General features: G+C 71.8%; 24 protein-coding genes. 12 read left to right on the top strand and 12 right to left on the bottom strand.

What is annotated here, in order from left to right; all coding sequences use genetic code 11:
• Positions 1–2: 2 nt before the first annotated feature.
• From N798_RS07005 to N798_RS06980, 6 genes are all read right to left on the bottom strand, one after another.
• Positions 3–1,271, bottom strand: a complete 1,269-nt coding sequence (locus tag N798_RS07005) for an AAA family ATPase (RefSeq protein ID WP_035947354.1) — start codon at positions 1,269–1,271, stop codon at positions 3–5.
• 71 nt (positions 1,272–1,342) lie between these two features.
• Complete coding sequence (locus tag N798_RS07000; protein ID WP_035947352.1) at positions 1,343–2,851, bottom strand: fused MFS/spermidine synthase; 1,509 nt, start codon at positions 2,849–2,851, stop codon at positions 1,343–1,345.
• Positions 2,848–3,369: a 2'-5' RNA ligase family protein gene (locus tag N798_RS06995; protein WP_035947351.1), complete on the bottom strand. Its 522-nt coding sequence runs from the start codon at positions 3,367–3,369 to the stop codon at positions 2,848–2,850. The genes N798_RS07000 and N798_RS06995 overlap by 4 nt, the downstream gene beginning before the upstream one ends.
• Before the next feature lie 25 nt (positions 3,370–3,394).
• On the bottom strand, positions 3,395–4,234 hold the full coding sequence (locus N798_RS06990; protein WP_035947350.1) for an Fpg/Nei family DNA glycosylase: 840 nt from the start codon (positions 4,232–4,234) through the stop codon (positions 3,395–3,397).
• Positions 4,235–4,237: 3 nt separating this feature from the next.
• Entirely contained in the window at positions 4,238–4,459 is a 222-nt protein-coding gene (locus N798_RS06985; RefSeq protein ID WP_035947348.1) for a hypervirulence associated TUDOR domain-containing protein, read from the bottom strand.
• Between the two features lie 123 nt (positions 4,460–4,582).
• Entirely contained in the window at positions 4,583–5,053 is a 471-nt protein-coding gene (locus N798_RS06980) for an META domain-containing protein (protein ID WP_084100215.1), read from the bottom strand.
• 121 nt (positions 5,054–5,174) lie between these two features.
• Here N798_RS06980 and N798_RS06975 point away from each other — a divergent pair, with 121 nt between their 5' ends.
• The 3 genes from N798_RS06975 to N798_RS06965 are packed head-to-tail and all read left to right on the top strand — an operon-like array spanning position 5,175 to position 8,140.
• The gene (locus N798_RS06975) at positions 5,175–5,996 is read left to right on the top strand and encodes an SDR family NAD(P)-dependent oxidoreductase (RefSeq protein ID WP_035947344.1); all 822 of its coding nucleotides are present in this window, start codon (positions 5,175–5,177) and stop codon (positions 5,994–5,996) included.
• A 52-nt stretch (positions 5,997–6,048) separates the two neighbouring features.
• Entirely contained in the window at positions 6,049–7,371 is a 1,323-nt protein-coding gene (locus tag N798_RS06970; protein WP_035947343.1) for a DUF2252 domain-containing protein, read from the top strand.
• 55 nt (positions 7,372–7,426) lie between these two features.
• Entirely contained in the window at positions 7,427–8,140 is a 714-nt protein-coding gene (locus N798_RS06965; RefSeq protein ID WP_035947342.1) for a 4a-hydroxytetrahydrobiopterin dehydratase, read from the top strand.
• Between the two features lie 36 nt (positions 8,141–8,176).
• Here the strand turns inward: N798_RS06965 and N798_RS06960 are convergent, their stop codons facing one another.
• From N798_RS06960 to N798_RS06940, 5 genes are all read right to left on the bottom strand, one after another.
• On the bottom strand, positions 8,177–8,557 hold the full coding sequence (locus tag N798_RS06960; RefSeq protein ID WP_035947402.1) for a RidA family protein: 381 nt from the start codon (positions 8,555–8,557) through the stop codon (positions 8,177–8,179).
• A 106-nt stretch (positions 8,558–8,663) separates the two neighbouring features.
• Positions 8,664–8,999: a YnfA family protein gene (locus N798_RS06955; RefSeq protein ID WP_035947341.1), complete on the bottom strand. Its 336-nt coding sequence runs from the start codon at positions 8,997–8,999 to the stop codon at positions 8,664–8,666.
• Positions 8,987–9,451, bottom strand: a complete 465-nt coding sequence (locus N798_RS06950; protein WP_156971647.1) for a hypothetical protein — start codon at positions 9,449–9,451, stop codon at positions 8,987–8,989. Before N798_RS06950 ends, N798_RS06955 begins: the two co-directional genes overlap by 13 nt.
• 68 nt (positions 9,452–9,519) lie before the next feature.
• Positions 9,520–12,561, bottom strand: coding sequence for a replicative DNA helicase (locus N798_RS06945; RefSeq protein ID WP_035947340.1), 3,042 nt, complete (start codon positions 12,559–12,561; stop codon positions 9,520–9,522).
• Positions 12,562–13,039: 478 nt separating this feature from the next.
• Positions 13,040–13,315, bottom strand: coding sequence for a DUF2277 domain-containing protein (locus N798_RS06940; protein ID WP_035947339.1), 276 nt, complete (start codon positions 13,313–13,315; stop codon positions 13,040–13,042).
• A 70-nt stretch (positions 13,316–13,385) separates the two neighbouring features.
• On the opposite strand from N798_RS06940, the gene N798_RS06935 reads away from it, so the two are divergent.
• From N798_RS06935 to N798_RS06925, 3 genes are read left to right on the top strand one after another with little or no spacing between them, the layout of a single operon-like run.
• Positions 13,386–13,733 carry a YidH family protein gene (locus N798_RS06935; RefSeq protein WP_052117011.1) on the top strand — a complete coding sequence of 116 codons (348 nt, stop codon included), beginning with the start codon at positions 13,386–13,388 and terminating at the stop codon, positions 13,731–13,733.
• 8 nt (positions 13,734–13,741) lie between these two features.
• Entirely contained in the window at positions 13,742–14,071 is a 330-nt protein-coding gene (locus tag N798_RS17240; protein ID WP_052117010.1) for a DUF202 domain-containing protein, read from the top strand.
• A gap of 54 nt (positions 14,072–14,125) precedes the next feature.
• Positions 14,126–15,502: an MATE family efflux transporter gene (locus N798_RS06925; protein ID WP_035947337.1), complete on the top strand. Its 1,377-nt coding sequence runs from the start codon at positions 14,126–14,128 to the stop codon at positions 15,500–15,502.
• Positions 15,503–15,518: 16 nt separating this feature from the next.
• Here N798_RS06925 and N798_RS06920 read toward each other — a convergent pair whose 3' ends face one another.
• Positions 15,519–17,051 (bottom strand): gamma-glutamyltransferase, encoded by a 1,533-nt coding sequence (locus tag N798_RS06920; RefSeq protein WP_035947399.1) that lies wholly within the window; start codon positions 17,049–17,051, stop codon positions 15,519–15,521.
• 83 nt (positions 17,052–17,134) lie between these two features.
• Here N798_RS06920 and N798_RS06915 point away from each other — a divergent pair, with 83 nt between their 5' ends.
• The 6 genes from N798_RS06915 (at position 17,135) to N798_RS06890 (ending at position 23,329) form a co-directional block, all read left to right on the top strand.
• Positions 17,135–17,917 carry an S-methyl-5'-thioinosine phosphorylase gene (locus N798_RS06915; protein WP_035947398.1) on the top strand — a complete coding sequence of 261 codons (783 nt, stop codon included), beginning with the start codon at positions 17,135–17,137 and terminating at the stop codon, positions 17,915–17,917.
• Positions 17,914–19,284 (top strand): amidohydrolase family protein, encoded by a 1,371-nt coding sequence (locus N798_RS06910; RefSeq protein WP_052117009.1) that lies wholly within the window; start codon positions 17,914–17,916, stop codon positions 19,282–19,284. The genes N798_RS06915 and N798_RS06910 overlap by 4 nt, the downstream gene beginning before the upstream one ends.
• A 3-nt stretch (positions 19,285–19,287) precedes the next feature.
• On the top strand, positions 19,288–19,803 hold the full coding sequence (locus N798_RS06905) for a cupin domain-containing protein (RefSeq protein WP_084100209.1): 516 nt from the start codon (positions 19,288–19,290) through the stop codon (positions 19,801–19,803).
• 118 nt (positions 19,804–19,921) lie between these two features.
• Positions 19,922–20,971: a BMP family lipoprotein gene (locus tag N798_RS06900; RefSeq protein ID WP_035947336.1), complete on the top strand. Its 1,050-nt coding sequence runs from the start codon at positions 19,922–19,924 to the stop codon at positions 20,969–20,971.
• Positions 20,972–21,141: 170 nt separating this feature from the next.
• Entirely contained in the window at positions 21,142–22,338 is a 1,197-nt protein-coding gene (locus N798_RS06895; protein WP_052117008.1) for an ABC transporter permease, read from the top strand.
• 13 nt (positions 22,339–22,351) lie between these two features.
• The gene (locus N798_RS06890) at positions 22,352–23,329 is read left to right on the top strand and encodes an ABC transporter permease (RefSeq protein WP_229708792.1); all 978 of its coding nucleotides are present in this window, start codon (positions 22,352–22,354) and stop codon (positions 23,327–23,329) included.

Raw genomic sequence — 23,329 nt, 5'->3', positions numbered from 1 at the left:
GGTCACCGCCGCGAGCCCCAGTTCCACGCCGGGGTCGTGAGCAGGCCCTGACCCTCGACGAAAGTCTCGCCGAGGTCCTTGACGAGGGTCACTCGCGTGGCCCGGTCACCGAGCGCCCGGGCGAGCGTCGCCGAGTGCGAGACGACCATGACCTGACTGCGGGTCGACGCCTCGGCGATGAGCCGGGCCAGCGGCGGCAGGAGGTCGGGGTGGAGCGAGGTCTCGGGCTCGTTGAGCACGAGGAGGGGTGGCGGGTCGACGGTGAGCAGTGCCGCCACGAGGCAGAGGTAGCGCAGCGTCCCGTCGGACAGCTCCGCCGCCGCGAGCGGACGCAGCATCCCGGGCTGGTGCAGGTGCACGTCGAAGCGCCCGTCGACGACCGGCACCTCGATGGTGGCCCCGTCGAAGGCGTCCCCCACCGCCGCGTCGAGTGCGGCGCGTCCGCTCTCGCGGATCGTCTGGAGTGCCGCCGCCAGGTCGGACCCGTCGTCGGCAAGCACCGGGGTGCGCGTCCCGACCTGCTGTCGGCGGGCGGGCGCGTCGGGGTCGGCGCGGAACCCGTCATAGAAGCGCCAGCCGGCGATGAGCCGTCGCACCCGGAGCAGCTCGGGTGCGCGCTCGGGGTCGGCGAGCTCGGTGAGCATCGACTCCCACGGCCGCAGCGACTGGGTGAGCCGGATCCACCCCCGCGGTGGTCGCACACCGGCGTCGATCTCGGGCTCGGGGTCGGACTCCCACCCGACCGGGCGGTCGGTCTCCCACTCGTCGGGGGCCGCCGCACCCGTTCCCTCCCCGGTCCGCACCTCGACCGTCCCCCAGCGCCGCCGGGCGACGACCGAGCCGGGTCGCATGACCGGCCCGGACCACACGACCTCGCGCTTGATCTCGGGGTCGCGCAGGAACGCCGAGCTGCCCGCCGCGTCGGCACCCTGCTGTGGGAGGCCGAGGTCGACGAGGTAGCTCCAGTCGTCGCTCGCGAAGCCGAGCCGCAGGCTCACCGGACCCTTGCGCACGGTCCCCTGGACGGCATACCCCCGTCTGCGCGCGGCGTCGAGCGAGACGGGTCCGGCCCACAGCGCGGACTGGAGCCCACCTTCGCGGGCGAGCGTCCCGATGACGTCGCCGCGACCGCAGCCGGCGAGGAGCCGGAGGCTGCGATAGAGGCTCGACTTGCCGGTGCCGTTGGCGCCGGTGACGACGTCGAGGTCGCGCAGCGGCACGACGACGTCCCGCAGCGAGCGGTATCCCGAGACCGCGACCGTCGTGAGCACGACGCGACCGTATGCCGTCCCACCGACACCGCGGCCGCGTTCCGCGCCCAGCCGCGACCGACCGCGACCGGTCAGGGCAGACGGGGCTGCGGCGGGTAGGGCGTCAGCAGCTGGTCGACCGGCGCGTGGTCGTCGGTGAGGACTCGGGCGTCCCCGATCCACGCGTCGAGGGCGGCCCCCTCGAGGACCTGCCAGTCGAGCCCGCGCCCTCCCATCCGTGACGCGAGTGCGGCGGCGTCGACCGGGGACTGGGACGCAACCGCGACGAGGTTGCCGCCACCGTCACGGTCGCGCGCCACGGTGCCGGGATCGGCCGCGAGGACGACGTGGTCGAAGACCGACCGCAGGGTCGCGAGCTCGGCCCGCGCGAAGGCGAGCGGCCCGAAGTCGATGAGGTTGGCGGCATACGTGCCGTCGTCGGCGAGGACGCGGCGCACGTCGGTGAGCGCCTCGCGGGTCGTGAGGTGCCACGGGATGCTGAGCCCGCCGAAGGCATCCCCGACGACGAGGTCCTGCGACCCGTCGCGGATCCGGCGCAGCCCGAGCCGGCCGTCCTCGACCCGCACGTCGAGCCGCGGACCGGTGACGAGACCGAGGCGCTCGACGTCCACCTCGAGCACCCCCGCGTCGATCTCCGAGACGACGCTCGTCGTGCCGGGCCGGGTCGTCGCGAGGTAGCGCGGGAGCGTGAGGCCTCCCCCGCCGAGGTGGTATGCCGTGAGCGGCACCTTCGCGGGCCTGACCGTGTCTGCGACGGCGGCGAGGGCACCGACGTAGTCGAACTCGAGGTGCGTCGGGTCGTCGAGGTCGACGTAGGAGTGGCGGATGCCGTCGAGGACGAGCAACCGCCCACCGGGCCGGGCCTCGTCGGCCACGACGTCGGCGCAGTGGTAAACCGTCTCGACGTCGCAGCTTCCCGGGCCCCACGCGGCCCCGAGACCACCGGGCAGCAGCAGGAGGGCGGGCAGGGCGCGACGTGCGCCGCGGCGCAGGTGGGTCTCGAGGGCCACGGCGGCGAGGACGAGCAGCACCCCCAGCCCGACGAGCAGCGCGCTGACCGGGAAGGCCGAGACGAAGACGAAGCCGGTGAGCACGGTGCCCGCGATCGCGCCGAGGGTGCCGATGCCCGAGAGCCCGCCGACGACGCTGCCGGTGTCGGACAGGTCGGAGAGCCGGAGCTTGGCGACGATCGGCGAGACGCCCGAGAGGAGCGCACCCGGCACGAGGATCGCGAGCGCGCCGAAGAGGAAGACTCCCGCACCGGCGACCTCGCCGACGCCGCGGACGAGGACGGGCATGAGCGAGACGGCGATCCCCGAGACGGCGAGCAGCGGTGCGAGCAGCCGCCGCGGATCGGTCGAGTCGGCCGCCCGCCCGCCGAGCCAGGAGCCGAGGGCGATCGCCGCGAGCGCGATGCCGATGACGAGGGTGCTCGTCTCGAGGGTGAGCCCGAGGTAGGGCGCGAGCAGCCGGAGGGACACGAGCTCGACGACGAGGACGGCGCCGCTGCTCCCGAAGACGAGGGCAGCGGCGAGGCGCGGACCGACGGGCCTTTCTGTCGCGGGGTGTGCGCCGGTCACGCCTGCGTCCTCGCGGCCGCGACGGCGAACGTCTGTCGTGCGGTGCTGTCCCACCGGCGCACTTGCGTCACGGTTCCTGCGAGGTCGGGCGCCCACCGCAGCGCGAGCGCGCGCGCCGCGTCCTCCTCCGGTATGCCGCGTGCGAGCGTCACGTGCGGCACCCACCTGCCGTTCGCGGTGAGCGGGGTGGCCGAGGCGCCGCTGCGACCGAGCGCCGCGGCGTGCATCCGCAGCAGCGGCTCGTCGACGAGGACGAGCCGGGCGAGGACGAGCCGCCGCCCGGGGAACGCGACGACCGGGCCGAGCCGCACCCGCAGCGGGAGCATCGGCCCGAGCTCCGACGCGAGGTCGTCGTCGGCCGTGGGCAGGTGCTCGGTGACGAGGAGGGTGACGTGCGGCGCGTTCGAGACACCGGTGTGGTCGGCCTGGCTCGGCAACCCGGCGTCGCGCAGGACCGTCCACTCGGCGCGCACGGTCGCGTCGGTGTCGTCGTCGAGGAGCAGCTCGAGGGACTGCATGCGGCCCATCGTGCCTGCTCCGGGCTCAGGAGTGCTGGCAGCCCGGGCACCAGAAGAGTCGTTGGAGGCCCATCCGCTCGGCGCGGACGGTCGTGCCGCACACGTGGCACGGCTTGCCCGCTCGGCCGTAGACGGCATACCGCTTCGGGCCGCGGGGCACGGTCTCGCCGCGGACGAGGGCCTCGCGCACCGCGGCGACCTGCCGCGGGTCGGTGACGATCCAGCCGGCGCCGAGCCCGATCGTCATGAGGTCGACGGCGTCCTGCCAGATCGCCTCGAAGGTCTCGTCGTCGACGTCGCGCCCGGGCGTGAAGGGGTTGAGCCGGGCGCGGTGCAGGAGCTCGGCGCGATAGACGTTGCCGATGCCCGCAATGACCTTCTGGTCGATGATGAGCGCGCCGATCGGCCTGCGGGAGCTCTGGACCCGTCGCCGGGCGAGGTCGGGCTCGGCGTCGTCGCGCAGCGGGTCGGGCCCGAGCCGGGCGCGCAGCGCGAGGACGCCGTCCTCGTCGAGCAGCTCACAGACCGCGGGGTCGGTGACCTCGGCGAGGTGGGTCGCCGACAGCAGACGCCAGGCGACGTTGCCGTGGACCGGCGGCTCGGTGCGTGGGTAGTCGCCCTCGAGGACCCGCTGGTGACGACGCACCGAGACGCCGCCGTCCATCGCGAGGTGGAGGTGCACGCTGAGCGGCACGTCGACGGCACTGACGAGCAGGTGCTTGCCGACCGCCTGCGCGTCGGCGACGACCCGCTCGTCGAAGAGGCCGGCGTCGAGCTGGCCGTTCGGGGAGCGCGACCGGACCGGCGCACCCACGAGCTGCCGCAGGCGCCGCGCCATGCCGTGGACGGCGTGACCCTCGGCCACGGGTCAGTCGCCGTCCGCCCGCTGCACCTCGCTCGCCAGCTTGAGGACGACCGTGTCGTCGTCCTGGCGGATGACGTATGCCGGGTCGTCATCGCTGCCGTTGCGCGTGACCTCTTCGCCCTGGGTCGTGCGCGTCACCGAGTCGTGGTGGACCTCCGAGACCGTCCCCTCCGCCCACGACGAGCCCCACTTCCACTTGACCTTGCTCCCGCTGCGGATCGCCATGGGCCCAGCATGTCCCACGGCGGGGACAGTGCGGTGGGTTCGCCCTCGGCCTTCCCGCAGGCATGGGCCCGCGCAGCCCGGGTGGCAGCATCGGCTCAGCGCCAACCGGTCGGCGGGGGCCGGTCAGCGAGGGACGAAGCCGATCCAGCCCTCGTCGGAGTCGAGGGCGAGCATCCGGCCCTCCGTCGAGCCCTTGAGCGACACCTGTGGACCCCCGAAGACGAGGCCTGCCACCCAGCGGTCCCTCGCCTCGGCCGCGGGAGCGCAGTCCATGGCCGTCATGGAATGCTGCCCGGAGGGACGGAGCCGGTGGTCGTCCACCGACGCATGCACGGCCATCGTGTTGCAGCCGGCGTTGAGGCTCACCCTCTCACCGACGATGCTCAGGCGGATCGGAAGGGCCCACGGCGTCGAGCCGTCCCGCGCGAAGCCAGTGCTCGACACCCACTCCCCCTGAACCTCGTCCAGAGAGTCGACCCAACCGGCATCCTCGGTGGGGGCACGGTCGAGGGCGCGCGACACGGCATACGCGGATCCAAGGCCCACGAGCGCGACGACCGTCGCGACGACGAGCAGCACGACACGGCTTCTCATGCTGCTTCGACGCGTCGTCGCGAAGGAAGGTTCCACGCGGGGTGAGGCACCCGTCCTCGCTCGTGACAGAGTCGGGGGGTCCGACGGGTCACGGTCCGACCACCGCAGCGCAGGAGCCGGCATGAGCGACAAGCGCACCATCGTCCTCACGGGCGCGAGCGACGGCATCGGCGCGGCCTCGGCCCGGCAGCTGCGTGCCAGGGGACACGACGTCGTCATCGTCGGGCGGTCGCCGGAGAAGACCCGACGGGTCGCGGACGACCTCGGCGTCCCGGGCCACGTCGCGGACTTCGCCGACCTCGACCAGGTGCGCGGGCTAGCCGAGAAGCTGCTCGCGAACCACCCGCGGATCGACGTGCTCGCCAACAACGCCGGCGGGACGTTCGGGCGCGAGACGACGACGGACGGCTTCGACAAGACGCTCCAGGTCAACCACCTGGCACCCTTCCTGCTTACCGCCCTCCTGCGCGACCGGCTGCTCGAGAGCGGCGCATCGGTGATCCAGACGTCGAGCCGGGCACACCTGCTCTCGGGCAGGCTCGGCCAGGACGACCTGGGTCCCACCGGGACGTGGACCGCCACGAAGGCCTACGGCGCCGCCAAGCTGGCCAATGCGCTCTTCACGGTCGAACTGCACCGTCGCTTCCACCGTCAGGGCCTGCGGGCCGCGGCGTTCCACCCCGGCGTCATCCGCACGAACTTCGCGAGCGACACGACCAGCATGATGCGCGTGGTCTGGCGGACGCCGCTCTCGCGGCTGCTCACGAGCGTCGAGACCGGCGGTGGCCGCCTCACCTGGCTCGCCGACGGGACGGCCGGCCGGACGTGGCGGTCGGGGTCCTACTACGTCGACAACCGTGAGGCGCCGGTCAACCCCATCGTCCACGACGCGTCCGCGGCGACACGGCTCTGGGAGCGCAGCGAGGAGCTCCTCGGGCTCTGACTGGTCCCGCGTGACCCGCACCCGAGGGGTCGCGCGGGTCTAGGGTCCAGCCATGTCGCCGAGCCGGTCGGACAGCGCGCGCACCCGTGTCGTCGTGGACGTGCTGCGAGACGCCTTCGCCGAGGGGATGGAGCGGGTGCCGACGGCATACCGGACGAAGTTCCGCAGCATGGCTCACGACCCGCACTCCTTCTACCGCGGCTCGGCTCCGCTCTTCTACCGCGACGTCACCCGGCTCGAGGCGCCGTGGGTCGACGAGCGGTCGTCGCGGATCTGGGTGCACGGTGACCTGCACGTCGAGAACTTCGGGACCTACCTCGACTCGGCCGGGCGCCTCGTCTTCGACGTCAACGACTTCGACGAGGCCTATGTCGGTCACTACACGTGGGACCTGCTGCGGTTCGCGGCGTCGCTGGCGCTGGTCGCATGGCAGAAGGCGCTGCCTGACGAAAAGGTGCGCGGCCTGGTGGAGGCCTACGTGCGGGCCTACCTCCGCCAGGTCAACCACTACCTCGACACCCCGGACGACACCGAGTTCGCACTGCTTCTCGACAACGCCAAGGGCCCGGTCCTCGACGTCCTGCACCGGGCGCGCGAGACACGCCGCGTCGACCTGCTCGACTCGATGACCGTCGTCGAGGACCACCAGCGTGTCTTCACAGAGGGCGACGGCCGACGCCGCCTCTCGAAGGCGGACCGGGCGAAGGTCCTCGATGCGTTCGAGCGCTACCTGCCCACGGTCCCCGAGGACAAGCGCAGCCACATCCCGGTCTTCTACGACGTGCGCGACGTCGCGTCGACGCGGACACACGGCATCGGGAGCGCCGGCCAGACCAGCTACGTCCTGCTGCTCGAGGGACACAGCCAGGCCCTCGAGAACGACGCCGTCGTGCAGATGAAGCAGGCGAGCGTCCCCGCACTGAGCCGGTTCGTCGACAGCGAGGCGATCGAGGCGGCGTTCGAGCACGAGGCCCACCGGACCGTCGTGAGCCAGCGGGCGCTGCAGGCGCACACCGACTCGCTGCTCGGGCACACGACGATCGACGGGGTCGGGTACGTCGTGTCCGAGATCTCCCCCTACGAGGTCGACCTGCCGTGGGCCGACCTCACCGAGCCCGACGAGATCGGCGTCGTCGTGAGGCAGCTCGGGCAGGCGACGGCCAAGATCCACTGCGCCTCCGACGAGGACAGCCACCAGGACCTCGTCGACTTCCAGGTCGAGGAGGCGGTGGCGGCGTCGGTCGAGGGCGGGCGGACCGAGTTCTGCGAGTGGGTGGCCGCCAGAGGGATGGAGTACGCCGCGCAGGTCCGCACCGACCACGCCCTCTTCGTCGAGGCATTCCGAGCAGGGGGGTTCGGCCTCGACGCCGTCTGAGGCGGTCGCCCGAGTCACCGTCGGCAGGGCCGTAGAACGAGTAGGTTCGCGAGGCATGGACATGCTGAGGGGACCCCAGATCGCCGAGGCCGGGCTGGCCGACTGGCGCAAGCTCGCGCAGGGGCTGCACGCCCGCTTCCTCGTCGACGACTTCGGGGCGGCCGCGCGGTTGGTCGCCGCGGTGGGCCAGGAGGGTGACGAGGTCGGCCACCATCCGCGAGTGCGCATCGGTTCCGGGCACGTCGACCTCGAGCTCGTCACCGTCGACGCGGTCTACCGCGACGACGAGGGCACCGAGCACGTCGTCGAGTGGGTGACCCAGCAGGACGTCGACCTCGCGCGGCGGGTCAGCGACGTCGCGGCCGCTCAGGGTCTTCGGGCCGACCCCACCGCCGTGAGCGAGGTCGAGCTCGGCCTGGATGTCGCGAAGTCGGCGACGGTCGCGCCGGTGTGGGCGGCCCTGCTCACCGGGGACGCCTCGGCGCAGGGGCGCGGGACGCCGAGCGACGAGGTCCGCGACGCGACGGTGCGCGTGCCCAACCTCTGGTTCGGCGACGTGGACGCCGACGGGGACGAGCCAGCCGGGCAGCGGTTCCACGTCGAGGTCTACGTCGCCCCCGAGGTCGTGGCGGAGCGCATCGAGGCGGCCGTCGCCGCCGGGGCGAAGGTCGTCGACGACAGCGCGTCGCCCGGCCTCACCGTGCTCGCCGACCAGGAGGGCAACCGCGGAGTCCTCTGCACCGACACCTCAGCAGCCGCGTCCGGTTGATCGGGCCGTGTTCGGCCTGCACCGGTGCGACGTGGGCTACTCGATGACCGCGGTCATGCGGATCGAGACCAGCACCCCCGGGAGCTCGGGGCCGAGCCGGGCCACGTAGCGCGCAGGAGGGCTGTCAGGGAAGTGCACGGCATACGCCTCGTTGAGGCCGGCGAAGTCCTCGGGCTGCGCGAGCAGCACGCCCACCTCGACGATGTCTCCGCGCGACCCACCCGCCGCCTCGACGACGCGCTCCGCGTTGACGAGGGCCTGACGGGTCTGCTCCTGGATGGTGGGGCCGGCCATCACGCCCGTCTCGGGGTCCAGCCCGGTCATCCCCGAGACCCAGACGTGGGACCCCACCCGGACGCCCTGGGCGAAGAGCGGCGACTGCGGCGCCCCGGGCGTGGTGACGATACGGCGAGCCATCATCGGCCTCCTCGGGCGCGACTCCTGTGTGCGTCTTCGATGATCCTCGGAGCTCACGCCACGCAACAGGCCTCGATCGGGGGGTCGGCCCTGTGGTCGGGACTGCTCAGGACGAGCGAGGCGCATACATGATGACGGCGACCCCGGCGAGGCAGAGCAGCGCGCCGGCCACGTCGTAACGATCGGGCCGGAAGCCGTCGAGTGCCATCCCCCACGCGAGCGAGCCCGCGACGAACACCCCTCCGTATGCCGCGAGGATCCTTCCGAAGTGCGCGTCGGGCTGGAGCGTGGCGACGAAGCCGTAGATCCCGAGGGCGACGAGCCCCGCGCCGATCCAGGCCCAACCGCGGTGCTCGCGGACGCCCTGCCAGACGAGCCAGGCGCCACCGATCTCGGCGACGGCGGCCGCGACGAAGAGGGCGACCGACCTCAGCGTGTCCACGACGCGACCATGACGTCGTAGGGCCCGGCACTCATCGACGGGCCGTCCGGTGGCGCCATGGCGAGGGCGGACTCGGGGACGACGTTGCACATCGTCATCGTCACGGTCTCGCCACCGAGCTCGATCGCGATAGTCCAGCCCCACTCCTCGAGGTAGGTCCCGGCCAGGTCGACGCGGTCGCCAGCGCGCGCGCCCCGCAACGACATCAGCCCCGGCTGCTGGTGCCAGGTGTCGAAGAGCGCACCCTCGACGGCTCCTGCGTCATCGGGGCCACCGACGAGCACGACACCGCTCTGCTCACCGTCGGTCGGGTGCACCCACGTGTAGTGCAGCGTGAAGCCGGGGGCCCCCACGAGGGTCACCACCGCGGACGACGGTCCCTCCTCGAGGGGGTCGTGGGGCATGAGCCGAAAGGCGCAGGTCCCGGTGAGCGTGATCGCGGACGAGGTCATGACCACAGGATGGCCCACGGTCCCGGAGCCGATGCCTCGGGACCCGGCCTGGGAACGCGCGGCCGTAGCTAGAAGCCGCCGTCGCGGGCCATGTTGCTGAACCGGCTGTAGTGGCCCTGGAACGCGAGCACGATGTCGGCGGTGGGGCCGTTGCGATGCTTGGCCACGATGACGTCCGCCTCGCCGTCGCGCTCGGGGTCGGAGCGGTCGCGGTGGAGCAGGATGACCATGTCGGCGTCCTGCTCGATCGAGTTGTGCACGGCGATTCCGTCGGCGATGAAGTTGTGGCAGTCGAGCACCGTGGCGTCGAACACCTCCTCGATACCGTCGGGTTCCACGGACACGACAGAGTCCCAGAAGACGTCGTTGACGGCCATGAGCTCCAGTTCGGCATCGCCCAGCACGTCGGCCACCCTCGCGAGCCGTTGCCGCGAAGGAGCGCTGGCATACATGGCCGACCCGCAGTACTGCGTGCCCATCGCGGACTGGAACTCACGGGTCGTCATGCCCCGTGCGCTCATCGACTCACGGACGTCGTCCCACACCTGCTTGGGGACGGTGTCGACGTTCGTGTTGCCCGACAGTGCGCGCACGATCTCGAGGAGCCGCTCGGCGGCCGCGCCGCGAGCACCGTGCACCCCGATCTCTTGCAGGAAACGACGCTGGCTGTCCACGCCCGAGATGTCGACCGTGTAGCCGTCACGGTAGCCGAGCTTCCGAGTCGTTCGCATCCGGGTCTGGATGCCGAAGCGAAGCAGGAGGCGTGACACGTCATCGACCAGCCGGCGCGAGGTCGAGGCATAGTAGATGCGACCGCCACGGCCGTTCCTGTTCACGGTCACGGACCCGTCGGTCGCCCACAGGTGGCGAACGAAGAGCGCGATCTGCTCCTTGGGAAGGCAGAACACGTCATGAGGGACGAACTTCTCGTGTGAGCGGGCCCCGAAAAGCCCCAAGCCGTCCAGCCACTGGGCGATCGGGTTGCGGGTGCCGCGAGCCAGTCGGAACGGGGCCGGGAGCCGCAACGTCGTGCAGCGCGCCGCCGCGTACTCATCGCGGACGGCCGTGATCCCGAAGACCAGCGCCGCCTTCGTCACGGCTTCGAGGTTGGCCTCGTCGATGCTGGCGTAGCGGATCGGTTGCCTCTTGACGAAGGACCCGTCACCGATGAGATGGGCCAGCATGACGACCTCACCGTCGGACCAGTCGCTCACAAGCAGGGGTGAGGGCACGTGTCGCGGCACGGCGACACGGTCCCCGGACCGGAGCGAAGCCAGCGGCGCCCACCCCTCGTAGGTCAGGAAGGGATGGTTCTCCGTCGCCCGCACCGTCTTGCCGGACGCCAGAGTGAGTCGGAACACGGGTGCCGTGCCCGTCGTGAAGGCGTGGGTCATCGTGCGCTTCGTGTAGCGCAGACCGTCATCGAGCGCCCACACGGTCAGGTCCCTCTGGCCCGAGCGCGCGATCTCACCGATGGTGGTCTCAGCGCCTGTGTCCGCGCGCAGGATGCGGGTCTCGGCCGGGAGGCAACCCGACTCGCGCAGGTCGGACATCTGCGGCCGCTTGTCGGTGCGCTGCTCGGGTCCACGGTTGAGCTGCGAGATGGCGATGACCGGGACCTCGAGCTCCTTGGCGAGCAGCTTGAGCGCACGCGAGAACTCTGCGACCTCCTGCTGGCGCGATTCGACCTTCTTGCCCGAGCTCATGAGCTGGAGGTAGTCGATGATGACCATCCGCAGGTTGTGCTGCTGCTTGAGCCGACGGCACTTGGAGCGGATCTCCATGAGCGACATGTTGGGCGAGTCGTCGATGAAGAGCGGGGCGTCGGAGATCTTGCCCATGATGCGGGCGAGCTTGTTCCACTGCTCTTGACCCTTGAGGCCCTTGCGGAGGTCCTGCAGCTGGATCGTCGCCTCGGCCGAAAGGATGCGCATCGTGATCTCGGTGCGGCTCATCTCGAGCGAGAAGACGGCGGTCGCCATGTTGTGCTTGATTGAGGCGGCCCGGGCGATGTCGATCCCCAGCGTCGAGTTGTGCGTCGGGATCATCGAACGGCCGGCTAAGTATAGGTGCGCATCGTTGTCGACCTCGACGCACCGCACCGGCACCGACGGCGTAGGCACAATTCGCTGGATGTATCGCGTGTCGTGCGCGACCTTCGGACGCAAACCCAGGTCGACCAGGTGCTGTGTGGTGACCACATCACCGGCCTCGATCGCCCACTGGTGCTGGGCGTCGGCGACGATCACCGTGCCATCGGAGAACTCGACCTCGAAACAGGGCCGACCTTCCATGACCTCGGTCGCCGCGACGACACGAGTCGGGCGCCCGTGCGCGTCGAGCAGGTGGTCGCCGACGGCGACATCGCCCATCGTCGTCCACCCAGAAGGCGTCGGAAGCGGCGTGTCGAGCGCTAGAGCCTTGCCGACGGCCGGTCTCGCCGCGACGACGATCATCTGCCCGGGGTGGAGGCCGTTGGTCAGCTGGTCGAGCTCGAGGAAGCCGGTCGGCACACCCGTCATCTCGTCGGTGCGCCCGGCCGCGGCCTCGATCTCCTCCATCGTCGCGTTGAGGATCTCGCCGAGCTGGTGGTAGTCCTCGCCGCCGCGCTTCTCCGCGACGGAGTAGACCTCGGCCTGGGCGCGGTTGACGATCTCGTCGACGTCGCCCTCGCCCTGGCCGTAGCCCATCTGCACGATGCGGGTCCCGGCCTCGACGAGGCGGCGCAGGACGGCGCGCTCGTGGACGATCTCGGCGTAGTAGCCGGCGTTGGCGGCGGTGGGGACAGACTGGATGAGCTGGTGTAGGTAGGCCTGGCCACCGACACGGGTGAGGTCACCCCGCTTGCCGAGCTCGTCGGCGACGGTGATCGCGTCGGCCGGCTCACCGCGCCCGTAGAGGTCGAGGATCGCGTCGTAGATGAGCTCGTGCGCCGGGCGGTAGAAGTCGGCCGACTTCGTCACCTCGAGGCAGTCGGCGATCGCGTCCTTGTTGAGGAGCATCGAGCCGAGGACGGACTGCTCGGCGCCGAGGTCCTGAGGAGGAAGCCGGTCGTCGGGGGGACCGTCGCTCGAGCCGGTGTAGCTGCTGCTGAGCTCCGCGATCGACACCCGCGCGCCCCTTCCCTTCGTTGTCGTCTGCTGCCGTCCGACCAGTTGAGCACCTCGCTCTGACACCGGTCGCCGGGGGTGCGGAGGAGGCCCGATCCGACCCGGCCGCGCCCAACCTAGGTCGTCCGAGTGGCACTGTCCCAATCCTCCCGGCTCCGCGCCACGACCCCGTGTGGACAACCTGTGGACGGCGGGTGCAAAACGCCGCTCGATGTTGTGCACAGCCGGTGGAAACCTCTGTGGAGGAACTCGTGGACGGGCTAGTCACACGGCGCTGACCTGCAGGTTTGCTGTCCACCACGTGTGCGCAGAAGAAACTTCCGGGCGTGTCTGTCCACATGACCCCGGCCACAGGTCGGTGGACGAACCTGTGGAGTCTCTGTGCAACGTTGTCCATGCCAGACCGCCCGTCGGCGGCACGCGGACCTCGCCGCCGTCCTCGCTACCCGCGAGTTGCGACGACCGCAGGGTGACCGCGTCAGCCGGCGCGACCGTACCTCTCCGCCGACCGCGCACGGGCCTTGGCCGCCTCGACCTCGCGGTCCTTGGGCGGCGCCGTCGTCACGAGGTGGTCGAGGAGGTGCTGGGTGGCGTGCGCGACCTCGCGCACGGCCTCGTCGAACGCCGCCTGGTTCGCCTGCGACGGCTTGGTCGACCCGCTCACCTTGCGCACGTACTGGAGCGCGGCGGCATACACCTCCGAGTCGGTCGCGGGCGGCTCGAAGTTGTGCAGCTGACGGATGTTTCGGCACATGTCCTTCAATGTATGCCGGTCACGCGCCTCCCGACAGCCCTCGCGCGCCGCCGTGGCTAGGGTCGGTGGCATGCGCCCCGAGGTCCTGCGAGACGGCACCGAGCCCGACCCTCGCTTCACGCTCGCCAACGAGCGCACCTTCCTCGCCTGGATCCGGACGGGTCTGGCACTCGTCGCGGGAGCGGTGGCCGTCGAGGGCTTCGGCATCGACCTCGACGAGGGGGTCCGCACGGTCCTCGCCATCGGGCTCACCACTCTCGGCGTCGCCGTGGCCGTCGGCGCCGGGATCAGGTGGCTGCGCGTCGAGGCCGCGATGCGGCACGGGCGGCCGCTGCCGTTCCCGACGCTCATCCCCTTCCTCGTCGTCGCGACCGTCGTCGCCGCGGCCACCCTCCTCGTCCTCGTCACGACCCGCTGAGGCCCGCCGTGAACGGCACGCCCACCCCACGCACCGACGCCGGCCTCCAGCCCGAGCGGACCGCCCTCGCCTGGCAGCGGACGGCGATCTCCTTCGTGGCGGCCTCACTCCTCTTCCTGCGCTGGGCCACGCAGCACGGCCGGCTCGTCGTCGTCCTCGTCGCTGGCGCCCTCGCCACGGCGACGTGGACGTTCTTCCACACCCGCACGCGGCTGCGCCGGGTCGCCCACCACTTCCCCATGCCGGGGCTCGAGCCGGCGGCCGGCGAGGTCCTCGTCGTCACCACGGCGACGGCCGTCCTCGGCCTCGCCGCCGTCTGGGTCACCCTCGCGAGCTGAGCCGTCCCGCGGCCGCCTGCCGCACGGCCCGGCGCAGCGGACTAGGTTTCCGGTGTGCGTGACGACACCGCCGGGGGGCGCGACGAGACCCCGAGCCAGCACCGCGAGGTCCTGCGGCTCGCCCTCCCCGCCTTCCTCGCCCTGGTCGCCGAGCCGCTCTTCCTCCTCACCGACTCGGCGATCGTCGGGCACCTCGGCACCCCCCAGCTCGCCGGCCTCGGTGTCGCGAGCGCCATGCTGCTCACCGCCGCCAACGTCTTCGTCTTCCTCGCCTACGGCACGACCTCCGTCGTCGCGCGGCAGCTCGGCGCCGGCAACCGGGCCGGGGCGATCGCCGCGGGCATCGACGGCACCTGGCTCGCCGTCGGGCTCGGAGCAGTGACCGCCGCCGTCGTCGCGGCCGCCGCCGGCCCGATCTGCCGGCTCTTCGGGGCGAGTCCCGAGGCCCTCGGCCATGCCGTGACCTACCTGCGGATCAGCGCCATCAGCATCCCGGCGATGCTCGTCGTCCTCGCGACCACCGGTGTCCTGCGCGGGCTTCAGGACACCCGGACCCCGCTGGCGGCGAGCGTGCTCGGCTTCACGAGCAACATCGCGCTCAACATCCTCTTCGTCTACGGGTTCGGCTGGGGCATCGCCGGCTCGGCGCTCGGCACCGTCCTCGCCCAGTCCGGCATGGCGGCCGCGCTCGTCGTCGTCCTCATGCGTGAGGCCGGCCGTCACCAAGTCACCCTCAGGGCACATCCGGGACGGATCCTCGGGGCGGCACGCACCGGCATACCGCTGCTCGTGCGCACGCTGGCGCTGCGCGCCGTCCTCCTCGTGACGACGTGGGTCGCGGCCGGCCTCGGCGACGTGCCGCTCGCGGCCTACCAGGTGTCGGCGACGATCTGGAGCTTCCTCGTCTTCGCCCTCGACGCCATCGCCATCGCCGCGCAGGCCATCACCGGCCGCACCCTCGGCGAGGGCGACGTCGTCCGCACGCGGTCCGCGACGACGCTCATGGTGCGGTGGGGCATCATCGCCGGCTTCGCCCTCGGCATCATCCTGCTGCTGCTGCGCACCGTCCTGCCGCATCTCTTCACGAGCGACCCGGCGGTGCAGGCGGCGATCGCGGCCGCCCTCGTCATCGTCGCCCTGTCGCAACCGCTGAGCGGCTACGTCTTCGTCATCGACGGCGTCCTCATCGGCGCCGGCGACGGCCGCTGGCTTGCCCGGGCGATGCTCGCCAACCTCGTGCTCTACCTGCCGCTCATCCTCGGCGTGCACCTCATGGGCGACTGGCTCCTCGAGGACGGCAGCGCCCGCGCGACCGGCAACGCGGTCATGTGGCTGTGGCTGGCGTTCACCGGCTTCATGGCGATCCGCGGCGTCCTCATGTGGGCGCGGGTGCGCACCGACGGCTGGATGGTCACCGGCGCCACCCGGTGACGTCGGCGGCCGGGCCTCAGGCGACCCCGACGGCCGCCTCGCGCCGCGGGTCGCCGGCCGCTCGCAGCTCCCCGTCGGCGCCGAGGTGGGCCGCGCCGACGCCACCGAAGTACATCGACAGCTCGCCGTGGTCGAGGCCACGCAGCCCGGCGGCACGGACCGCCTCCTCGATCTCGGGGCTGGCCTCGTGCTCGACGACGGGTTCGCCGTCACCGTCGAACCGGACGTGCACCCGCGGCGCCGCGATCGCGGTGTCGAGGTCGGCGCCGTGGAGGCAGAGCTGGCCGAGAACCTGCATGAGCGCGGTCGTGATCCGGTCGGCGCCGGGGGAGCCCACCGCGAGCACGCGGCCGTCCGCGGCCCGGGCCACGGTCGGTGCCATGTTCGACGCCAGCCGGGTCCCCGGGGCAAGGGCGTGCAGGCCGAGCCGGTTGAGCTCGGGCTCACCGAGCGCGTTGTTGAGGAGGATCCCGGTCCCCGGCACGGTCACCCCGGACCCGTAGCCGCTCGACATCGTCACCGCGCACGCGAGCCCGTCGGAGTCCACCGCCGAGATGTGCGCCGTCGACGCCGAGGTCGGCAGGCCGGCGAGGCCGTGCCGCTCCACCGCGGCGAGCAGCGCGTGCCCGTCGGCGTCGAGGTCGCGCGAGACGTCGTGGACGGTGAGCCGGTAGGCCAGCACCGCCCGCTGGATCCTCAGCACGTCGTCCCACGAGTAGTCGTGCGCGCGCTGGAGCTCACCGAGCATCACCGCGAGCATCGGCCCACCCACCGACGGCGGCGGGTTGACGGCGACGTCCCAGTCACCGACGGTGCGCCTCACCGGGCTTCGCTCCACCACCTCGTATGCCGTGAGGTCGGCCTCCGTGACGAGCCCACCGTGGGCGGCCATCTCGGCCGCGAGCGCGCGTCCGAGGTCTCCGGTGAGGAGCAGCGCAGCGCCCTCGCGGCCCACCGCGTCGAGCACCTCCGCGAGCTGCGGGTTGCGCGCCAGATCGCCTGCCAAGAAGTGCGATCCGTCCTCACGACGGGTGAGCCGGCGAGCACCGTCGTCGTGGCCGAAGAGGCCGTCGGCGACGAAGCCCAGGTAGCGCGCGGCGGCCCCGCCGATCGGATAACCCTCCCGGCACGCCGCCGCGGCGGGCGCCACGACCGCTTCCCACGGACGGGAGCCGAAGCGCGTCACGGCGGCCTCGCACGCGGAGACGGCGCCGGGCACCGCGACCGAGCCGTGACCGGCGTGCATCGTCACTCCGCCGCCGTAGTCGGTGACGACCTCACGGACGCCGGCACCGAAGGCCTCGCGCGGCACACCTCGACCGGGCATGCCGACGTTGCCGTCGAGGACGACCGGAGGTCCCGACGGCGGCCACACGGTGACGAAGGCGCCGCCGGCGAGGCTGACGATGCCCGGCTCGGTGCTCATCGAGGTGAGGGCGGCCGCGATGGCGGCGTCGACGGCGTTGCCGCCCTCGGCGACCACCGCGTGGCCCGCACCGAGCGACGCCGGCCCGGTCGCCGCGACCGCCACCTGCCTTCGTTCGCCCATGCCGCGATCCTCGCACCCGAGCCGCGTCGCGGACGCGAGCGCGCCGGGGGCCACGTCGGCTCCCCACCAGTAGCGTGACCGACGTGAGCCCCCACCCCCTCGGCATCATCGCCGGCACCGGCTTCTACGACCTCGACGCGCTCGACGACGCCCAGCACGAGACGGTGCACACGGCATACGGGACGGCAGCGGTGACGCGCGGCTCGTGGCACGGGCAGTCGGTCGTCTTCGTGACCCGGCACGGGGCGGGGCACGACGTGCCACCGCACCGCATCAACTACCGCGCGATCGTGCGCGCCCTCGACGAGCTCGGCGTCCACGACGTCGTCGCCATCAACGTCACCGGCGGGATCGACCCGGACCTCGAGGCCGGCGAGATCGTCTGCATCGACGACTTCCTCGACCTCACCCGGCGGCGCGAGTCGACCTTCCACGGCGACGGGCTCGGCGGCGTCGTGCACACCGACATGACCCACGCCTACGACCCCGTCCTGCGGCGGGAGCTGCTCGACGCCGCGAGCGCCATCGGCCAGCCGGTCATCGACGGCGGCACCTACGTCTGCTTCGACGGGCCACGCTTCGAGTCACCCGCGGAGATCCGGCTCGCCGCGCTCGCCGGTGGCACGGTCGCGGGCATGACCGGCGTCCCGGAGGTGACCCTCGCCGCCGAGGCAGGGCTCCGGTATGCCGCACTCAGCCTCGTCGTCAACGCTGCCGCCGGCGTCCGGCCGGGTGAGGCGATCACGATGGACGACATCAACACGGTGCTCACGTCGGCTGCGCCCAAGGTGCTCGCGGTCGTCGACGAGCTCGTGCACACGAGGTCGGTCTTCAGGTCCGTCGACGGCGAGGAGGCGGGGGGATGAGCCGGCTCGTCCTGCGCGACCTCGCCGTCGTCGTCACCGTCGACCCCACCGACTCCGTCCTGCGCGACGTCTCCGTCGTCGTCGAGGGTGGCGTCATCACCGAGATCGGCGAGGTCGAGGTGCGCGACGGCGACGAGATCCTCGACGGCCGCGGGCGGCTCGCGCTGCCCGGGCTCGTCAACCTCCACACCCATCTGCCGATGACCCTCCTGCGCGGCATCGCCGAGGCCGTGGACCTCCAGGGCTTCCTCCAGCGGGTCTGGGCCGCCGAGGGCGCGGTCATGGACCCAGCCACGGTCGAGCTCGGCGCCACCCTCGGGGCGCTGGAGTCCCTGCTCGGCGGGTGCACGACCCAGCTCGACATGTACTTCCACCACGAGGCGGCGCACCGTGGTGCGGTTGCGGCGGGTGCCCGGCACGTCGGCGGGCCCACGTTCTTCTCCGGGCCGGGTCCGGACGGCCTCTCGTGGGACGAGCGGATGGCGGGTCTGCGGGCATGGCCGGACGTGCTGCGCGAGGTCGGCGGCCCCGAGGTGCCCGTGGCGGCCATGCCGCACGCGACCTACACGAACTCGGTCGAGCACCTCGCCGAGGTGGCCTCGGTCCTCGCCGAGCTGACACCGTCGGGAGTCCTGCACACCCACGCGTCCGAGAACGCCGCCGAGAACGCCGACCTCCTCGACCGGGTGGGCGCGACGCCGACCGAGCTGCTCGCGCGCGCCGGCTGGATGCGTCCGCGCGAGGCCGGCGACTCGCGGGACACCGACGGCGGCGCTCCCCGGGTCGTCCTCGGGCACGGCGTCCACCTCACCGACGACGACCGGGCCACCGCCGCTGCGGCCGGCGCGGCCGTCGCGCACTGCCCCGCCTCCAACCTCAAGCTGGCCTCCGGGGCGCTGGACTGGCAGCGGTGGCGGGCGGACGGCATACGCCTCGGTATCGGGACCGACGGGTGCGCGAGCTCGAACGACCTCGACATGTGGCAGGCGATGCGACAGGCCGCACACCTCGCCGCGCTCACGAGCGGGCACCCCGAGGTCGACGCGACGCAGGTGCTGCGTGCCGCGACGATCGAGGGAGCCGCCGCGCTCGGCCTCGACTCACTCGTCGGCAGCCTCGAGGTCGGCAAGCGGGCCGACCTCGCCCTGCTCGACCTCGACCAGCCGCACCTCACCCCGGTGCACGACGTCCCGGCGCTGCTCGTGCACGCCGCGGGGAGGGGCGACGTCACCGACGTCCTCGTGGATGGGATCATCGTGGTTCGCGAGCGCCGCAGCACCCAGGTCGACACTCCCGAGCTGCTCCACCGGTGCCGTGCCCGTGCCCGCGAGGCCGCCACCGCCGCCCACGAGGTCGAGGAAGCCTGACCGATGCGCACCGCCGAGCAGATCGTCGCCGAGCTCAACATGCAGCCCATCCCCGACGAGGGGGCGTGGTTCGTCGAGGGCCCGCGCACGCAGGGGCTGTCCTCGATCCTCGTCCTGCTCACCTCCGCCGACGACGGGTTCTCGGCGATGCACAGGCTCGGGGTCGACGAGGGCTGGCAGTGGCTCGAGGGCGCACCGGCGGCGCTGCTCCGCCTCAAGGAGGGACCCAAGCGCAACCACGGGACCCTCGCTCTCCTCAACGAGCAGCGCCGGCAGATGCTCGTGCGGTCCGGGTGGTGGCAGGGCGCGGCGACGATGGGCGAGTGGACGCTGCTGTCGTGCTGGTGCAGCCCGGCGTTCCGCCCGCGGCACTTCACCCTCGGCGACCGTGACGAGCTCACGTCGAAGTTCCCGACGTATGCCGCGGAGATCGCCGCGCTCACCCGTCCGGACACCGGGTCGGTCACCGAGCCCGTGGCCCTCGAGACCCGCTCGCGGGCTCGGCGCGCAGGCTCCTGACCTGCGCTTTCCGACCCGCCAGTAACGACACGGCAACGGAATCCCGAGGCGCTCTCGGGCCGCGCCCCCGACGGCTAACATTCGGGGGCATCCTGCACACCCCCAAGGAGTAACCCCTATGAAGGCCAAGCCTTTCCTCGTTGCGGCACCCGCCGCCCTCGCCCTCGTCCTCGCTGGCTGTGGCGGCAGCACCGGTGACAGCAGCTCCGACGGCAGCTCGGCCGCGCCCAAGGACTGCTCCTCGGCGGACGTGTTCTGCGTCGGTCTCGTCACCGACACCGGTTCGGTGGACGACAAGAACTTCAACCAGGCCGCCTGGGAGGGCGTCAAGGCCCTCGAGGGTGACGGCGTCCAGACGAAGTACATCGAGACCAAGGACGCGAAGGACTACGCGAACAACCTCAAGCAGTTCACCGACCAGAAGTACGACGCCATCGTCACGGTCGGCTTCCTCATGGCCGAGGCCACGGTGACCGCGGCCAAGGCGAACCCGAACGTCAAGTTCATCGGTGTCGACCAGTTCCAGGACCCGGCCGCGACCGCCCCGAACGTCACCGGCCTCATCTTCCCCGAGGCCAACGCGGGCTACGCCGCCGGCTACCTCGCGGGCCTCATGACCAAGACCAACAAGCTCGGCATCGTCCTCGGCCAGGAGATCCCTCCCACCCAGAACTACGCCAAGGGCTACGAGCAGGGCTCCAAGGCCGCGAACCCGAAGTCGACGGTCGCGAAGGTCTACCACCCCGCTGGTGACAACGCCTTCTCCGACTCCCCGTGGGGTGCCGGCGAGGCCAAGAAGATGCTCGCGCAGGGTGCAGACTTCATCTTCGGCGCCGGTGGCGGCACCGGCAACGGCGCCCTCGGCGAGGCCGCGAAGACCTCCGGCGCGGGCTCCTCGATCTTCTGCATCGGCGTCGACGTCGACCAGTGGGAGACCGTCCCCGAGGCGCACCCGTGCCTCATCACCTCGGCCGAGAAGAAGCTCACCCAGGGCACGACCGACCTGCTGAACCAGGCCAAGGACGGCTCGATCAAGGGCGGCAACTTCGAGGGCAAGACCGGACTCGCGCCGTACCACGACTTCGACTCGAAGATCCCGGCCGACGTCAAGACCAAGGTCGCCGACATCGTCAAGCAGCTCGAGGACGGCAGCCTCAAGGTCGCCTGACCCGCAGCACCCGCTCGGCACCGTCGCGGTGCTCCGCGGGCCTCCCGAAGCCTCGGGAGGCCGGAGCCCGGTCCGCTACAGTCCGAGCATGATCTCGACGGAACGGGTGCCCTCCCCGGAGGGCACCCGTTCCTCCGTTCCGCCCCCCGTTCACACACCCACGGAGAGTCATGGCTGACCCCGACCGCCCGCCGGCGAAGGACGCGTCCCCCGCTCCGGACGCCGCCCCCGCGCCGGAGACCGCCCCGCCGGCGGTTCCCGTCGTCGCCGAGCGTGGCGCACCACCGCCCCCGACCGGGGTGCTCGGCTTCCTCGTCCGGCACCAGGCGATCATCGTCCCGCTCGTCGCCGTCGTGCTGGCGTTCGCCATCGGGGCCATCCTCATCCGGGCCCAAGGGTTCAACCCCACCTACGCCTACCAGCTGCTCTTCACCCACTCGTTCTTCACGGAGTCGGGCCTGCTCGCGACGCTGCAGAAGACGACGCCCCTCGTGCTCGTCGGCCTCGCCGTTGCCATCCCGCTCAAGGTCGGCCTCTTCAACATCGGTGGCCAGGGCCAGCTCATGGCCGGCGGCATCGGCGCCGCCTGGGTCGGCTACGCCCTGCGCGACCTGCCCGCGGCGCTGCTCGTCGTCGTGGCCATCGCCGTCGCCGTCCTCTTCGGTGCGATGTGGGCCTCGATCGCCGCCCTCCTCAAGACGACCCGCGGTGTCCACGAGGTCATCTCGACGATCATGCTCAACTCGATCGCCGTGGGCATCATCGACTGGCTCATCAACAACGGTCCGCTCTCCGACCCGGCCCAGCCGTTCCCCGCCTCGCACGCCGTGCCCGAGGGTGCCCGGCTGACGCCGCTGGGCGTCCTGCCGTGGGGCCTCCCAGTCGCGCTCCTCCTTGCCGTCGTCGTCGCCTGGATGCTCAACCGGACCACCCTCGGCTTCGAGCTCCAGACCGTCGGCCGCAACAAGTTCGCTGCCGGGTATGCCGGCATCTCGGCGACGAAGACCACGCTCATCGCCATGGCGATGTCCGGGGCGCTCGCCGGTCTCGCTGGCGCCTTCGAGCTGCTTCAGATCGAGCCCTACCGCTACCAGAACGGCATCGCCGGCTCGCTCGGCTTCGACGGCATCACCATCGCCCTGCTCGCCAGGGGCAACCCGCTCGGGACCATTCCCGCCGCGGTGCTCGTCGGCGCCATGCGCGCCGGCGCGCCGACGCTCCAGTTCCAGGTGGGCATCCGGCCCGAGGTCGTCGACGTCCTCCTCGCCATCACCCTGCTCATGGTCTCGCTCCCGGTCATCGCCAAGTGGATCTTCCGCCGGCACACCGTGAAGCAGACCCAGCTCGCCGGAAGCTGGGGTGCCTGACATGGAGTGGGTCATGCGCAACAAGGTGTGGCTGGGCACCGCCGTGCTCGTCCTCGTCGCCGCCTACGCGTTCTACTTCGCGAACCCCAACATCGCGGTCTCGATGTTCTCGAACGCCTGGTTCCTCGCGGTGCCGCTCGTCCTCGGTGCCATGGTCGGCGTCATCGGCGAGCGCTCCGGCGTCGTCAACATCGGCATCGAGGGGCAGATGCTCGTCGGCGCCTTCGCCGGCTTCTTCGCGGCGGCGGCGACGCAGTCCGTCGTCGTCGGCGTCGTGGCGGGAGCCCTGTCGGGCATCGCCATGGGCGCGTTCCTCGCGTTCACGACGGTCAAGGGCCAGCTCGACCAGATCATCGCCGGTGTCGTCATCAACATCGTCGCCACGGGCATCACGTCCTTCTACTACGAGTCGGGCAAGACGATCCCCCGCGGTCTGCCCAACTTCGACGTGCCACTGCTCTCGAAGATCCCGCTCATCGGCCCGGTCTTCTTCTCCGACGGACCGATCGCGCTCTTCGCGCTCGTCATCGCCCTCGTCCTGCACTTCCTGCTCTTCAAGACGCGGTGGGGCCTGCGCACGCGCGCCGTCGGCGAGTACCCGTCGGCGGCCGACACGGCCGGCATCAACGTCGTGGCACTGCGGCTGTTCAACGTCACCATGGCGGGCACGCTCGCGGGCCTCGCGGGCACCTACCTCTCCATGGAGGCCACGAGCACCTTCGAGCGCGGGATGAGCTCGGGCCGAGGCTTCCTCGCCCTGGCCATCCTCATCTTCGGTGCCTGGCGTCCGCTTCGCGCCCTCGCCGCCGCGCTCTTCTTCGGCTTCATGTCGGCCTCGGCCTCGCAGCTCCAGGCGAGCGACGTCGTCAACATCCCCCAGCAGTTCATCAACCTGCTGCCCTACGTCCTCACCCTGGTGGTCCTCGCCGCGGCCGCCGGTCGCGTCCGGGCCCCGGGCGCCGTGGGGCAGCCGTTCGTGAAGGGCGACTGA

The organism is Knoellia flava TL1 (assembly GCF_000768675.1).
Classification (GTDB): domain Bacteria; phylum Actinomycetota; class Actinomycetes; order Actinomycetales; family Dermatophilaceae; genus Knoellia; species Knoellia flava.
Note: the sequence above shows the minus strand (reverse complement) of the source record. Positions and strands in the feature narration are given on the sequence as shown.